This window comes from Rhizobium sp. CBN3 (assembly GCF_030518245.1).
GTDB lineage: Bacteria > Pseudomonadota > Alphaproteobacteria > Rhizobiales > Rhizobiaceae > Rhizobium > Rhizobium aethiopicum_A.
This window is the reverse complement of record NZ_JAULSE010000040.1, coordinates 13,691-27,216: the sequence shown is the minus strand read 5'-3', so window position 1 is coordinate 27,216 and position 13,526 is coordinate 13,691. Positions and strand designations below refer to the sequence as shown.

Here is a 13,526-nt window from a genome sequence, read left to right as displayed (position 1 = left end):
TCGGGCATTCTTATGAATGTTCATTCGCGGCGATCCCTCCGACTCGAGATGTGGTAGCTCCAGTCTCCTCGATCCGCTCCGAATGGACAACCTCCCGAAAGCTCACATCTAACCCCGGCCAGAGAGCGACATGATCTTCTCGCGCAGCATCTTCGCCATGTTGCGGGTGCTGCGATACATGTGGAGCTGGGCGGCGGCCTGGCGCATGTCGCGGTCGCCGTTCTGGGTCAGGCCGATGACCAAAGTTCCCATCTCCTCGCGCTCCTGCCAGAAACGGCTCATGATCGGATGGTCGGAGACGGCGCAGGAATCCGAGCGCACGATGTTGGCGTCATCGAGATGCCATTCCGTGAGTTCGCTCATCAAGAGCTTGCCCGGCGAATAGCGGGCATAGTTCTCATCATAGGCGGTCTTCCAGGTATAGGCCTCGCCGCCCATCATCAGCACCACGATGGCGGCGATCGCTTTGCCGTTGAGATCGATCGTATGGATGCGCACGGCGTCGACGGCGGCGAGGTTCGAGACGGCCTCGCGCGCGAAGGCGGTATGATAGCGATCGGTGACGAGAGCGCTTCGGCGTTTGCCCTTCCAGCCGCCAGCCTCCATCGCCAGGAATTCCTCGAAACGGACGTGGACGTCGCGCGGCTGGCGGGCGACGGCATAGACCGCCGTTCCCTGTTCCTCCAGCAGGCGCCACTGCCGGCGCATCTCGCGCATATGCGACGAGGATATGGTTTTGCCGAGATAGGCGGGCGCCTCTTCTTCGCTCTGCAGCATCGGGCGCAGATAGGGATTGGTCACGGTGAGCGGAAGGTTGCGGCCGAGCGCCACGGCCTTGAGCATGCGCACGAAAATGCCGTTCAATCTCAGATCCGGCAAGACCAGTGTGCTCGGCAGGTTGAGATCGGGAACGGTCAGTCCCTCGAAGAAATTGTCGAGGGTTTCGGCCGCATCTTCGCTGTCGACGAGCGGTGTGCCGAGCGGACCGAAGCTGTTCGACCAGCCGCGGATGATCGAGGGGCCGACGGCAAAACCCGGCCTGTCGACCGAAAACGGCAGGAGGAAACGCATGCGGCTGCGGCCGGCGCTATGATCGCGGATGAGGGCGAAATTGACCTGCCGGTCTTCGATCCGCGGCATGGCGGGCGCAAGGAAGCGGCCGGAGAAAAAAACGTTCGGTTCCATCGCCCGGTTGGACAGGAAGTCGAGCTCATCCTGAAGTTCGTAGCCGAGCTTGCCGGGATAGAGGCAGAGCTCGCGCCCCGGCCGGCCGATCTCCGCGCGGGCCTCGGCCTGCGGCGCTTCGAAATGCAGCGCCGCGAGCTCATGGATCATGCGGTTGCTGATGCTGTCGGTGCTTTCGGTGACGGGGGGCAGGCGCACCATCTAACGAACTCTCATTTCTGGCGTTGCGGCGGAGGGGCTGGCGAAGGCGAAGAGGACGATGCCGAGCGTGCGGCGCACGGCCACATGCAGGAAGATAGCCTCGACCGCCATGGCCGAGGCCGTGGCGACGGCGGTGCCTTCGATGCCGTAATGCGGGATCAAAGCAAGGTTGAGGCCTATATTGGCGGCCAATGCGCCGGCATAGAGCGCCACACAGAGGTTCTGCTTGTCCGCCATCATCAGCAGCGTTTCAGCCGGGCCGACCAGTGACTTGGCAAGGATGCCGGCGAGCAGGATCGCCATGACAAGATAACCTGACGTGAAGGCGCCGCCAAACAGCGACAGCAGCAGATGGCCGGCCGCGAGCACCACGAGGCCGACCCCGAGCGCCGGCCAGAAGGTCCAGCGGGCGGCGTCGGCGGCGGCCGCCGCCAGCTGAGCGTGGTCGCCTTCCGCGATGATCGAGGAAAAGCGCGGGCCGGAGGCGGCCTTGACCGAGAAATTGATGAAATGCACCAGCGCCATGGTCTTGGCGGCGGCGAAATAGATGGCGACGTCGTGCGGTTCAAGGAAAATGCCGACGACGATGACGTCGGAATTGGTGAGCAGAAAGCTCACGCCCTCGATCAGGAAGATCGGGAAGGCGACACTGAGCCAGGCGAGGAAATCGATTTTGCGCGGACCTTCGTCATAGTGCCGGCGAAGGCGATAGAGTGTCGCGCCATACTGGCCAAGCGCGGTGACGAAGGTGGCGGCAAGCGCTGCCTGCATGGCGGTGACGGCCGTATGCTCTGCGCCTATCGCAATCGCGATCAGCATGAAGGCGATGATGAGAATCGGCCGGACGATGTAGACCGGGCTCAGCGCCATCACCGGCCAATGGTTCGCCCGCGAGGTGCCCTCCAGAATATCGCCGAGCGCGATCATCGGCATGGCAAGCAGGCCGAGGAAGATCGGGACGAGATAATAGGTCTCGATCCTATCGCCGAAGAAATGCAGTCCGATCATGCCGGCGGCGAGCATCACCGTGCCGGAAAGCATCGCAAAGATGCGTGCCGTGCCCGTCAGGCCGCGGATTTCCTCGAAGGCGCCCGCCGCCTTGTACTGCGGCAGAAAGCGGACAATCGCGGTGTGGAAGCCAAGGCAGGAGAGATCGCCGAAGACGACGATCAGCACCCAGACGAAAACGAAGATGCCATATTCATATTCGCCCATCAGCCGTGCGAGCACGATCTGCGAGATAAAGGCAAGTGCGGCGCTGAGGATGCGGATCGAGAAGGCCGTCAGCGCCATCCGCCGGGCGGCGGCTTTTTCGCCGCCTTCGGTGAACATGGCGGCAAGCATGCGCAGCGTGCGGCCGCCGATCGGGCGCAGGCCCGCGGGCAGCAGTTTCTCCGCTGTTTCTATGACCGCCATGATGAACACGCAAAACTCTGAGGTCAGGCAAATCGTCCCTGAAGTCTTGACAGAACAGGGTTAAGAAACGGTTCCGGATCGGGCTGCCATTCGGTGGTGAAGGCCAGGTTTTTGTGCTGCCGCAAAAATAGAAAATGCCGCCCGGAGGCGGCATTTTCAGCTTTTCGCGATTTGCCTCAGACCTGCTCGAAGGCACCGTGGCAATGCTTGTATTTCTTGCCGGAGCCGCAGGGGCAAGCTTCGTTGCGCCCGACCTTGCCCCAGGTGGCGGGGTCGTCCGGATTGCGGTTCTCGGGTGCGACGATGACTTCGGAGGCCTGGTAGATCGGGGCGAAATCATCCTCGCCGGTCGTCGGATCGAGATGATGGGCCTGCATCAGCGGCGGTTCGGGCTCAGCGGGGGCCTGCTGCACCAGCTCGACGCGCATCAGCTGGGCGGTGACGGCCTCGCGCAGATTGTTGAGGAGGCCGGTGAAGAGTTCGAAGGCTTCGGACTTGTATTCCTGCAGCGGATCACGTTGGGCATAGCCGCGGAAACCGATGACGGAGCGCAGATGGTCGAGGTTGACGATATGCTCGCGCCAGAGATGGTCGAGCGTCTGCATGACGATCGAGCGTTCGACATAATGCATGATATCGTCGCCGAAGCGCTCGGCCTTTTCGGTAAAGTGGGCATTGGCGGCTTGCGTCAGGCGCTCGCGAATGTCGTCTTCGCCGATGCCTTCTTCCTTGAACCACTCCTCGATCGGCAGATCGAGGTTCAGGATATTGGCAACGCCGGTCTTCAGGCCGACGGCATCCCATTGTTCGGCATAGGCGCGCTCGGGGATGTGCTTTTCGACCAGATCCTCGATCACTTCGCGGCGCATGTCGGAGACGGTCTCGGAAATATTGGCCGATTCCATCAGTTCGAGACGCTGCTCGAAGACCACCTTGCGCTGATCATTGAGGACGTCGTCATACTTCAGCAGATTCTTGCGGATATCGAAGTTGCGGGCTTCGACCTTCTTCTGCGCGCGCTCGAGAGCCTTGTTGATCCAGGGATGGACGATCGCCTCGCCCTCCTTGAGACCGAGCTTGGTCAGCATGCTGTCCATGCGGTCGGAGCCGAAGATGCGCATCAGGTCGTCCTGAAGCGAAAGGTAGAATTTCGAGCGGCCGGGGTCGCCCTGACGGCCGGAACGGCCGCGCAGCTGGTTGTCGATGCGCCGGCTCTCGTGGCGTTCGGTGGCGATGACATAGAGACCGCCGGCGGCTAGCGCCTTCTGCTTGAGCTCCTTGATCTCCTCGACGATCGCCTGAATCCTGGCGTCGCGCTCCGGACCGGCTTCGAGCTCGCCGAGCTCGCGCTCGATGCGCATATCCAGGTTGCCGCCCAGCTGAATGTCGGTGCCGCGGCCGGCCATGTTGGTAGCGATCGTAACGGCGCCCGGCACGCCGGCCTGGGCGACGATATAGGCTTCCTGCTCGTGGTAGCGGGCGTTCAGCACCTGGAAGTTGTCGAAGCCCTGCTTGCGCATGCGCTCGGCGAGCAGCTCCGACTTCTCGATCGAGGTCGTACCGACGAGCACCGGCTGGCCGCGCTTATGGGCATCGAGGATTTCGTCGATGATCGCCTTGAACTTCTCGTCGAAGGTCCGATAGACCTCGTCGTCCTCATCGATACGCTTGATCGGCAGATTGGTCGGGACTTCGATGACATCAAGATTGTAGATGTTGCCGAATTCTTCCGCTTCCGTCTGCGCCGTACCGGTCATGCCTGCGAGCTTGTCGTACATGCGGAAGTAGTTCTGGAAAGTGATCGACGCCAGCGTCTGGTTTTCCGGCTGGATCTGCACCTTTTCCTTGGCTTCGAGCGCCTGGTGCTGGCCTTCCGAATAACGCCGGCCCGGCATCATGCGGCCGGTGAATTCGTCGATGATGACGACTTCGTCGTTGCGGACGATATAGTCCTTGTCGCGCTGGAAGAGTTTGTGGGCCTTCAGCGCATTGTTGATGTGGTGGACGATCGCGACGTTCTCGATGTCGTAGAGCGCGTTACCCTTCAAGAGGCCGGCCTGACGCAGCAGGTTTTCCAGCTTCTCGGTGCCCTCTTCGGAGAAGTTGGCGGAACGCTGCTTCTCGTCGATCTCGTAATCGCTGGGTGCGAGCAGCGGAATGAAGGCGTCGATCGTATTGTAGAGTTCCGAGCGGTCGTCGAGCGGACCGGAGATGATCAGCGGCGTGCGCGCTTCGTCGACGAGGATCGAGTCGACTTCGTCGACGATCGCGAAATTGTGGCCGCGCTGGACCATCTGATTCTTCTCGTACTTCATGTTATCGCGCAAATAATCGAAGCCGAGCTCGTTGTTGGTGGCATAGGTGATGTCGCAGGCATAGGCCGCGCGGCGCTCCTCGTCGGAGAGGCCGTGAACGATGACGCCCGTGGTCATGCCGAGGAAGCTGTAGACGCGGCCCATGGTTGCGGCATCGCGCTGGGCAAGATAGTCGTTGACGGTGACGACGTGGACGCCCTTGCCGGAAAGCGCGTTCAGATAGACCGGCAGGGTAGCGACGAGGGTCTTGCCTTCGCCGGTCTTCATCTCGGCGATCGCATTCGAATGCAGGATCATGCCGCCGATCAGCTGTACGTCAAAAGGTCGCAGGCCGAGAACGCGGCGCGACGCCTCGCGCACCACGGCAAAGGCGGGAATCAGAATGTCGTCGAGCGTCTTGCCTTCTGCGAGAAGGGCGCGGAATTCGACGGTCTTTGCCGCGAGCTGCTCGTCCGTCAGCGCCTTCGTCTTCTCTTCGATGGAGTTGATCGCGGCGACGTTCGGCTGATAGGACCGCACGCGGCGATCATTGGACGACCCAAATAACTTGCGGGCTATACCGCCAAAGCTGACCATGTGACTGGTCCTTTCTCAATATTCATCCGCGACGTTTCTTGTCCGCGGCCCAGCCGAAAATCAGGCGCACGCCTTGAAACGCCCGGAAACTGTTCTGGACGCGAGGTTGCGTGACAGATAAGAGGGGGGTCGAATGATGTCAACGGATTTGGCGGATACAGAAAGGCCACAATCCGGTGTTGATGGCTATTTTGAGCTGGAACAGGCGATGCTGAAGCCGGCGATGTAACTGTGAAGGGTTATTTGATGTTGAGCACCAATAAATTCGCCGTGCTGGCGTTTGCAACTTTCGTTGCATTCCAGGCTCCGGCCCGTGCAGAGGACGCCGTCGTCGCCAAGGTCGGCAATCTGGAGATCCACCAGTCTGAACTCGATCTCGCCGTCGCCAACCTCGATCCGCAGCTGGCGCAGCTTCCCGACGACCAGAAGAAGGTCGCAGCCCTGTCCGCCGCCATCGATGTGAAGCTGCTTGCGGCCGGCGCGACGACGGAGAAGCTCGATCAGACCGACGAATTCAAGAAGCGTATGCAGTACCTCACGGACCGCGAGCTTCACAATGCCTATTTCAAGAAGCACGTCGTCGATACCGTGACCCCTGACGAAATCAAGGCTCGTTACGACAAGGAAGTCGCCGCCCTGCCGAAGCAGGAGGAAGTCCATGCCCGCCACATCCTGGTGAAGACCGAGGACGAAGCCAAGGACATCATCAAGCAGCTCGACGCCGGCAAGGATTTCGCCGAACTCGCCAAGGAAAAATCCACCGATCCGAACAAGTCGGAAGGCGGCGATCTCGGCTATTTCTCGCGCGGCCGTATGGTGAAGGAATTCGAGGACGCGGCCTTCGCACTCGAGAAGGGCACCTATTCGAAAACGCCCGTCAAGACCGATTTCGGCTATCATGTCATCAAGGTCGAGGACAAGCGCGACGCTCCGCCGCCGCCTTTCGACCAGGTGCAGGATCAGGTTCGTCAGCTCGTCATGCGCGACAAGTATCTTGCCCTCCTCAACCAGGCCAAGTCGTCTGCCAAGATCGAGATCTCGGACGAGACGCTGCGCAAGGGTTACGACGAGGCCAACAAGCAGCCGGAGCCGGGCAGCGAGCCCGCCCAGCCGGCGCCGAAGCAGTAATATTCGCATCAGGGCCCGGTTCTTCCGGGCCCTTCCTTATCGTTGTTGTCGCATTTCCAGACGGCGAGCCGGTTCTTTCAGTCGCCGGGAAATGCTCATTGGCAGGTTTCATCATGTCCGGTTCCGTTTCGCCGCTCGCCCCGAAATCCTTCGTTCCGATGCCTTCGCTGCGCGGCGTGCGCATGGCGACGGCTTCGGCCGGCATCAAGTACAAGAACCGCACCGACGTGCTGATGATGGTTTTCGATAAGCCGGCATCGGTCGCGGGCGTCTTCACCCGTTCCAAATGCCCCTCCGCGCCAGTCGATTTCTGCCGCGCGAACCTGCCGCACGGCACTGCGCGCGCCGTCGTCGTCAATTCCGGCAACGCCAATGCCTTTACCGGCATGAAGGGCCGCCAGGCAACCGCGCTGACGGCGAAGTCGGCTGCTGCGGCCGTCGGCTGCGGCGAAAACGAGATCTATCTGGCATCGACCGGCGTCATCGGCGAGCCGCTCGACGCCACCAAATTCTCAGGCGTCCTTGACAGGATGCAGGCCGAGGCGACCGGCGATTTCTGGTTCGAAGCCGCCAAAGCGATCATGACGACCGATACCTATCCCAAGGTTTCGACCCGCAGCGCCGAGATCGGCGGCGTGGCCGTGACGATCAACGGCATTGCCAAAGGCGCCGGCATGATTGCGCCCGACATGGCGACGATGCTCTCCTTCGTCGTTACCGATGCCGACATCGCGTCCGAAGCGCTGCAGGCGCTTCTGTCCGACGGCGTCGGGCCGACCTTCAATTCCATGACCGTCGACAGCGACACGTCCACCTCCGATACGCTGATGCTGTTTGCGACGGGGGCTGCGGCCGAGGACGGCCAGGCCCGCATCGAACGCGCCGACGATCCGCGCCTCGCCGCCTTCCGCGCCGCTCTCAACGAAGTGCTGAAGGACCTGTCGCTGCAGGTTGTGCGCGATGGCGAAGGCGCCACCAAGATGCTCGAAATCACTGTGACGGGCGCCGAGAGCGATGCCGCCGCCAAGCGCATTGCGTTGTCGATCGCCAATTCGCCGCTGGTCAAGACGGCTGCCGCCGGCGAAGACGCCAATTGGGGCCGTATCGTCATGGCGGTCGGCAAATCCGGCGAGATGGCCGACCGCGACCGGCTTGCCATCTGGTTCGGGGACATCAGGGTCGCCGTCAACGGCGAGCGTGACCCGGATTATTCCGAGGCAGCCGCCTCAAACGTCATGAAAGCGCAGGATATCCCCGTCAAAGTCGATATCGGCCTCGGCACTGGGTCGGCGACCGTCTGGACCTGCGACCTCACCAAGGAATATGTTGCGATCAATGGCGACTATCGGAGCTGATCGTCCATTGGTGCAGGCATCCATATCTTCAAAGAATCTGCCGTTGGTCCGCAGGCTGGAGGCCGTCGGCTTTCGCGCCTGGCCGGCGGCGTCCGTGCAATATGACGGCAGCTGGCAGGTGCGGCTGACGGCGGGCCATCCGTCCAACCGGCTGAATTCCATCGTGCCGCTCGATCCCTCGGACCATCGTGATGTCGAGATCCGTCTGGAAAAGGCGAGCCGGAAGTTCGAGGCTTATGGCCGCGCCGCCGTGGTCCGTCAGACGCCGCTCGCTTCGCCGGTGCTGATCGAGCTTCTCAGCGCCCGGAACTGGACACGGTTCGACGAGACCGTGGTGATGACCTGCGATCTCACCGAGGCTGAGCTGCCGGACACTCTCGATCATCTGCCGACCCACGATGTCGGCCGTTTCGTCGATGCCAACCTGGCGGTCGATAAGGCGCCGCTGAGCCTGAAGCCGGCGCTTGCCGAAATCATTTCGGCGATCAAGCCGCCGTCGGGTTTGTTCATGATCGAGAATGCCGTGGAGGGACCGCTCGCGACCGTGCTCTGCGTCCAGGACAACGATCTTGCCGGCATCATGTCGCTTTCAGTCTGCGAAACGCGGCGGCGCGAGGGGCTCGGCACCGAAATCCTGACCTCGGCGCTGCGCTGGGCGCGCATGCGCAGCGCCCGCTCGGCCTGGCTGCAGGTCAGGCTTTCCAATCGCCCGGCCATCGCGCTCTACGAGCGCTTCGGTTTTCGCGATGCCTATCATTATTGCTATTGGCAGCGAGGTCCGCGATGAGCGAGGCAGGCCGAAAACTATTGCTGGTCGCCGCCTGTGCGCTGATCGATGCCGATGGGCGTATCCTATTGGCACAGCGTCCCGAGGGAAAATCCCTGGCCGGACTTTGGGAGTTTCCCGGAGGGAAAGTCGAGCCCGGCGAGACTCCGGAGGAGACGCTGGTGCGTGAGCTCGACGAAGAGCTTGGTGTCAAGACCAAGATCGCCTGCCTGGCGCCGCTCACCTTTGCCAGCCATTCCTACGAGACGTTCCACTTGTTGATGCCGCTCTATATCTGCCGGCGTTATGAGGGAATTGCCCAAGGCCTTGAGGGGCAGGCTTTGAAATGGGTGCGGGCGCAGGCGCTGCGCGACTATCCCATGCCGCCCGCCGACGAGCCGCTTATCCCGATGCTGCAGGATTTACTCTAAAGTGCGCCCATTGAACTTGATCGGTGCGATGCGCTTTACATTGTTATTCGACAGGACTCGTTATCCCGGAACCACTGCAGGCTTCCGGCCGACATGTATTAGCATTGGCTGATTTTTATTGTGCCGCAGCGTTTTCGGCTGTGGATATTAATGGATCGTTTAACACCTTCTGCCAAAGATCGGCCTCAATCAAGCATCTGGCGTGCGTGTATTAAAAGGCTTGACGTCATGGACGATGATTTCTGGAAAGCTGTCCGGGAAAAGGAACGGGCTTCGTCTGCCTCGCGCAGGACGGGTGCGCTCAATATCGCCCTTCTGTTCGGCACGGCGGTGGTCGCGTTGACGTTGATTCTGACGCCCATGCTTGCGGATTCCTCGAAGAAAAGCGTCTTTGCGAGCGCACCGGTCGATTTCGATACGATCACGACCGGATCGATTCCGAAGAACGAAAGCGGCAAGCACTATACCATTCGTCGTAGCGTCCTTCAGGACACGCCCGGCTCAGTCTGCGTCGTCCAAGGCTACGGCGTCGGCGCCGGTTGCTGAGCTGGATGATTGGAATGACGGCCATCGCCCGGTGGCTGTGGAATTGATCGTCGCAGGCGGTTCACGCAGAAGGTTGGGGTAATGCGTCTTTGGAAAGCATTTCTTGCAGATGACACCGGCGCGACGGCGGTCGAATACGGCCTGATCGCCGCCATCATTTGCACAGCGCTTGTCTCCGGTCTCGGCATCTTCACCGGCAGCCTGCAGAACGTCTTCAACGTCGTCACCAACAATATCACCATCAATTGACGAAGCTGCGGACGATCACTGCCTGAGTTTGTGTTCGTCCACTTTCAGCACGTCGGCAAGGCGTGCTTTGGCCGAGCCCGGCTGGAGCGGTTTCTGCTGGCTCTCGTGCGGAGCCCATCCGGAGACATAGATGATCGAGAATGTCGCGCGAATGCGTCCGTCGGGATCGGAATAGCGTTCAGCGTAGATCTCCGCGGCGCGCACGAAGAAGGCGCGCGTCAGCGGCATGCGACTGCGGGCTGCAAGCGGATTGCTCATGCCCATCGCCCTGAGATCGCGCATCAGCGGGAAGAGCGAGTCATATCGGACCGTATAGTTCTCAGCGTCGATCACCGGAAGGGTGAAGCCGGCGCGCTGCATCAGACTGCCGATATCGCGCACATCGGCGAAAGGGATGACGCGCGGGCTTGCGCCGCCCGTCATTTCGACCTCGGCGGCCAAGAGTACGTCGCGCAGTTCCTGCAGCGTGCCGGCGCCGGGAATGGCCGCCAGGAACAGGCCGTCCGGCTTCAGAGCACGGCGAATCTGAATGAAAACGCCGGGCGTATCGTTGGTCAGGTGAAGGCTGAGCGGCGCGAGGATGAGATTGGCCGATTGCGGCGCAAGCGGCACCTCCTCGAGCGGCGCCTCGACAAAAGTTTCACCCGGGCCCGCATAGGCCTTCTCGCTCTCGACGCGGATCATCGTGCCGATCTTGCCCGTCGCCATTGCCGCGCGGGCGGCTGCACCGGTCGTGCCATGCAATTCAACGGCGGTTTCGAAGCGCCGCTCGACGACACCAAGCCTCTCGGCCATTTCCTCGGCCGCGATGTCGAGCAGGAAGACGGCTTTCAGGTCGTTGTTAACAAGGGCGCGATGGCGATGTGCGGCGATCAGGGCTCTGTCGAAGATCGTTTCCATGCGGATGTCCATAGTCCCGGCTCGCTGCAGCGGCAAGGCGATTTTCCTTTCGAAGAGAACAGGCTAGTCTCGACCTCATGAAACGGATCCACTCCGAATGGCCGGCAGATTTGCTCCGGGCGCATCTCCTGCGCCCGTTTTCGGCGCTTGCCGATTTTCTCTATCCGCCCGCCTGTTCCGTCTGCGGCATTTCGACCGGCGGCCATCGCGGACTGTGCGCGAAATGCTGGTCCGGCATCCGATTCATCGAGCGGCCCTATTGCGAAGTGCTCGGTATTCCCTTCTCGCATGATCTCGGCGCCGGCATCCTCAGCGCTGAGGCGATCGCCAATCCGCCGCCTTTCGATCGGTTGCGGTCGGCGGCGACGCACGACCATGCCGTCCGAGATCTCGTTCACGGGTTGAAATATCGCGATCGCACCGATCTCGCGCCGATGATGGCCGGCTGGATGCTGCGTGCGTCCGACGGCGCGGTGGAAAGCTGCGATGCGCTGATCCCGGTGCCGTTGCACCGCACCCGCATGCTGGCCCGCAAGTTCAACCAGGCTGCCGAACTTGCCCGCCATATGGCGAACCTATCGGGCAAACCGCTGCTTGCTGCAACGCTCATCCGCGTCAAGCGCACCAGTCAGCAGGTCGGCCTCGGCGCCAAGGCGCGCGAGGACAATGTCAGAGGTGCTTTCGCGATTGCCAAAGGCTGCGAGGACGACGTTTTCGGCAAGCGTATTGTGCTTGTCGATGATGTCTACACAACAGGGGCGACAGTCGCCGCCGCCAGCCGGACGCTGCGGAAGGCGCGTGCGGCCGAGATAACGGTTTTGACCTTTGCAAGGGCCCTTTCCGAGCCTATATGACAGAAAATACCCGGCATCCGTCTGGAGATATCATGGTACCCGTCACCATCTATACACGGCAGTTCTGCGGTTATTGCAGCCGCGCCAAGTCCCTTCTCGAACAAAAAGGCGTCGACTATGTCGAGCACGACGCGACCTATTCGCCGGATCTTCGCCAGGAGATGATCGGCAAGGCGAATGGGCGCGCGACCTTCCCGCAGATCTTCATCGGCGCCGAACATGTCGGCGGTTGTGACGACCTCTTCGCGCTCGATCGCGCCGGCAAGCTCGATCCGATGCTGGCGGCCTGAAGGAAGACCCGATGAGCTTCAAGGCTGCCGCCGTTCAGATGTGCTCCGGGGTCGATCCGGCAAAGAACGCCGCCGCCATGGCGCGGCTGGTGCGCGAGGCGGTGGCCCAAGGCGCCACCTATGTGCAGACGCCTGAAATGACGGGCATGCTGCAGCGTGACCGCGCGGCGGCACGCGCCGTGCTTACCGATGAGGCGCGCGATATTATCGTCAAGACAGGCTCCGAACTTGCTAGCGAACTCGGCATCTACATGCATGTCGGTTCGACGGCAATCGCCCTCGCCGACGGCAAGGTCGCCAACCGCGGCTTCCTCTTTGGTCCTGACGGGCGGATTCTCAATCGCTACGACAAGATCCATATGTTCGACGTTGATCTCGACAATGGTGAGAGCTGGCGCGAAAGCGCGTTCTATACGGCCGGCTCGGAAGCCCGCGTCCTGTCGCTGCCCTTTGCGGAAATGGGTTTTGCTATCTGCTACGACGTCCGCTTCCCCGCACTTTTCCGCGCTCAGGCCGTTGCCGGCGCCGAGGTAATGACGGTTCCTGCCGTGTTCACCAAGCAGACCGGTGAGGCGCATTGGGAAATCCTGCTGAGAGCACGGGCGATCGAGAACGGCGTTTTCGTCGTTGCCGCGGCGCAGGCCGGCCGGCATGAGGATGGGCGGCACGAGGACGGGCGCGAGACCTTCGGTCACTCGATGATCATCGACCCCTGGGGAACGGTGCTGGCCTCGGCCGGCGCAACGGGCGAGGCGGTCATCGTCGCCGAGATCGATCCTGGCGCGGTCAAGGCCGCCCATGACAAGATCCCGAACCTCAGGAACGGCCGGGAATTCTCGGTCGAGAAGATCGCGGGGGCAGTCGCAGGAGGCGTCGCCGCTTGATCCGCTATTCGCTTACCTGTGACAATGCCCATGAATTCGAAGGCTGGTTTTCGGAAAGCGCCGATTTCGACCGTCAGGTCGCGAGCGGGTTCCTGACCTGCCCGGTCTGTCATTCCGCCGCCGTCTCCAAGCTCCTGATGGCGCCTTCGGTGTCGACTGCGCGCAAGAAGGACGAGAGGCAGACGCTGGCGATGGACGCCATGCGCCGGGAGGCCCTGGAAAAGCTCAAAGAGGCGGTCGCGGCCGTCAAGGCCAATTCCGAGGATGTCGGCGCGAAGTTCCCTGAGGAAGCCCGCAAGATCCACTATGGCGAGGCGGATGCCCGCGGCATCATCGGCCAGGCGACGGTCGACGAGGCGCAGGCGCTCGTCGAAGAGGGCATCGAGATCGCCGCCATTCCGGTGCTGCCGGAAGACGTGAACTGAGATGC

The 13,526-nt window shown here is 61.7% G+C and carries 14 protein-coding genes; 10 read left to right on the top strand and 4 right to left on the bottom strand.

Annotation, left to right across the window (positions count from 1 at the left end; all coding sequences use genetic code 11):
- Positions 1-108: 108 nt before the first annotated feature.
- From QWJ46_RS29525 to secA, 3 genes are all read right to left on the bottom strand, one after another.
- Positions 109-1,386 (bottom strand): GNAT family N-acetyltransferase, encoded by a 1,278-nt coding sequence (locus QWJ46_RS29525; protein WP_302756001.1) that lies wholly within the window; start codon positions 1,384-1,386, stop codon positions 109-111.
- A complete protein-coding gene (locus tag QWJ46_RS29520; RefSeq protein ID WP_302756000.1) occupies positions 1,387-2,802 on the bottom strand; it encodes a lipopolysaccharide biosynthesis protein in 1,416 nt (471 codons plus the stop codon). It lies immediately after the preceding gene.
- Between the two features lie 176 nt (positions 2,803-2,978).
- Positions 2,979-5,693 carry a preprotein translocase subunit SecA gene (gene secA / locus QWJ46_RS29515; protein ID WP_302755998.1) on the bottom strand — a complete coding sequence of 905 codons (2,715 nt, stop codon included), beginning with the start codon at positions 5,691-5,693 and terminating at the stop codon, positions 2,979-2,981.
- Positions 5,694-5,939: 246 nt separating this feature from the next.
- Between secA and QWJ46_RS29510 the strand changes: the two genes are divergently transcribed.
- The 6 genes from QWJ46_RS29510 to QWJ46_RS29485 all read left to right on the top strand — a co-directional run bounded on the left by QWJ46_RS29510 (position 5,940) and on the right by QWJ46_RS29485 (position 10,168).
- Complete coding sequence (locus QWJ46_RS29510; protein WP_302755996.1) at positions 5,940-6,821, top strand: peptidylprolyl isomerase; 882 nt, start codon at positions 5,940-5,942, stop codon at positions 6,819-6,821.
- A gap of 113 nt (positions 6,822-6,934) precedes the next feature.
- Positions 6,935-8,176: a bifunctional glutamate N-acetyltransferase/amino-acid acetyltransferase ArgJ gene (gene argJ, locus QWJ46_RS29505; protein ID WP_064806364.1), complete on the top strand. Its 1,242-nt coding sequence runs from the start codon at positions 6,935-6,937 to the stop codon at positions 8,174-8,176.
- The gene (locus QWJ46_RS29500) at positions 8,157-8,963 is read left to right on the top strand and encodes an N-acetyltransferase (protein ID WP_302755994.1); all 807 of its coding nucleotides are present in this window, start codon (positions 8,157-8,159) and stop codon (positions 8,961-8,963) included. The genes argJ and QWJ46_RS29500 overlap by 20 nt, the downstream gene beginning before the upstream one ends.
- Positions 8,960-9,373 (top strand): 8-oxo-dGTP diphosphatase MutT, encoded by a 414-nt coding sequence (gene mutT, locus QWJ46_RS29495; RefSeq protein ID WP_302755992.1) that lies wholly within the window; start codon positions 8,960-8,962, stop codon positions 9,371-9,373. Before QWJ46_RS29500 ends, mutT begins: the two co-directional genes overlap by 4 nt.
- A 228-nt stretch (positions 9,374-9,601) precedes the next feature.
- Complete coding sequence (locus QWJ46_RS29490) at positions 9,602-9,919, top strand: hypothetical protein (RefSeq protein WP_064697586.1); 318 nt, start codon at positions 9,602-9,604, stop codon at positions 9,917-9,919.
- A gap of 81 nt (positions 9,920-10,000) precedes the next feature.
- Entirely contained in the window at positions 10,001-10,168 is a 168-nt protein-coding gene (locus QWJ46_RS29485) for a Flp family type IVb pilin (protein ID WP_184460184.1), read from the top strand.
- A 15-nt stretch (positions 10,169-10,183) separates the two neighbouring features.
- On the opposite strand, the gene QWJ46_RS29480 is transcribed toward QWJ46_RS29485, so the two are convergent.
- Entirely contained in the window at positions 10,184-11,068 is an 885-nt protein-coding gene (locus QWJ46_RS29480; protein ID WP_302756003.1) for a methyltransferase domain-containing protein, read from the bottom strand.
- Between the two features lie 77 nt (positions 11,069-11,145).
- On the opposite strand from QWJ46_RS29480, the gene QWJ46_RS29475 reads away from it, so the two are divergent.
- The 4 genes from QWJ46_RS29475 to QWJ46_RS29460 are packed head-to-tail and all read left to right on the top strand — an operon-like array spanning position 11,146 to position 13,521.
- The gene (locus tag QWJ46_RS29475; protein WP_302755990.1) at positions 11,146-11,922 is read left to right on the top strand and encodes a ComF family protein; all 777 of its coding nucleotides are present in this window, start codon (positions 11,146-11,148) and stop codon (positions 11,920-11,922) included.
- Between the two features lie 32 nt (positions 11,923-11,954).
- Entirely contained in the window at positions 11,955-12,212 is a 258-nt protein-coding gene (gene grxC / locus QWJ46_RS29470; RefSeq protein ID WP_302755988.1) for a glutaredoxin 3, read from the top strand.
- A gap of 11 nt (positions 12,213-12,223) precedes the next feature.
- Positions 12,224-13,096 carry a carbon-nitrogen hydrolase family protein gene (locus tag QWJ46_RS29465; protein ID WP_302755986.1) on the top strand — a complete coding sequence of 291 codons (873 nt, stop codon included), beginning with the start codon at positions 12,224-12,226 and terminating at the stop codon, positions 13,094-13,096.
- Positions 13,093-13,521, top strand: coding sequence for a DUF1178 family protein (locus QWJ46_RS29460; RefSeq protein WP_085779603.1), 429 nt, complete (start codon positions 13,093-13,095; stop codon positions 13,519-13,521). The genes QWJ46_RS29465 and QWJ46_RS29460 overlap by 4 nt, the downstream gene beginning before the upstream one ends.
- Positions 13,522-13,526: the final 5 nt, after the last annotated feature.

Bases quoted from the DNA above. Each gene is read 5' to 3' on its own strand.
- QWJ46_RS29525 (WP_302756001.1), bottom strand. From the start codon at position 1,386: ATGGTGCGCCTGCCCCCCGTCACCGAAAGCACCGACAGCATCAGCAAC.
- QWJ46_RS29520 (WP_302756000.1), bottom strand. From the start codon at position 2,802: ATGGCGGTCATAGAAACAGCGGAGAAACTGCTGCCCGCGGGCCTGCGC.
- secA (WP_302755998.1), bottom strand. From the start codon at position 5,693: ATGGTCAGCTTTGGCGGTATAGCCCGCAAGTTATTTGGGTCGTCCAAT.
- QWJ46_RS29510 (WP_302755996.1), top strand. From the start codon at position 5,940: ATGTTGAGCACCAATAAATTCGCCGTGCTGGCGTTTGCAACTTTCGTT.
- argJ (WP_064806364.1), top strand. From the start codon at position 6,935: ATGTCCGGTTCCGTTTCGCCGCTCGCCCCGAAATCCTTCGTTCCGATG.
- QWJ46_RS29500 (WP_302755994.1), top strand. From the start codon at position 8,157: ATGGCGACTATCGGAGCTGATCGTCCATTGGTGCAGGCATCCATATCT.
- mutT (WP_302755992.1), top strand. From the start codon at position 8,960: ATGAGCGAGGCAGGCCGAAAACTATTGCTGGTCGCCGCCTGTGCGCTG.
- QWJ46_RS29490 (WP_064697586.1), top strand. From the start codon at position 9,602: ATGGACGATGATTTCTGGAAAGCTGTCCGGGAAAAGGAACGGGCTTCG.
- QWJ46_RS29485 (WP_184460184.1), top strand. From the start codon at position 10,001: ATGCGTCTTTGGAAAGCATTTCTTGCAGATGACACCGGCGCGACGGCG.
- QWJ46_RS29480 (WP_302756003.1), bottom strand. From the start codon at position 11,068: ATGGAAACGATCTTCGACAGAGCCCTGATCGCCGCACATCGCCATCGC.
- QWJ46_RS29475 (WP_302755990.1), top strand. From the start codon at position 11,146: ATGAAACGGATCCACTCCGAATGGCCGGCAGATTTGCTCCGGGCGCAT.
- grxC (WP_302755988.1), top strand. From the start codon at position 11,955: ATGGTACCCGTCACCATCTATACACGGCAGTTCTGCGGTTATTGCAGC.
- QWJ46_RS29465 (WP_302755986.1), top strand. From the start codon at position 12,224: ATGAGCTTCAAGGCTGCCGCCGTTCAGATGTGCTCCGGGGTCGATCCG.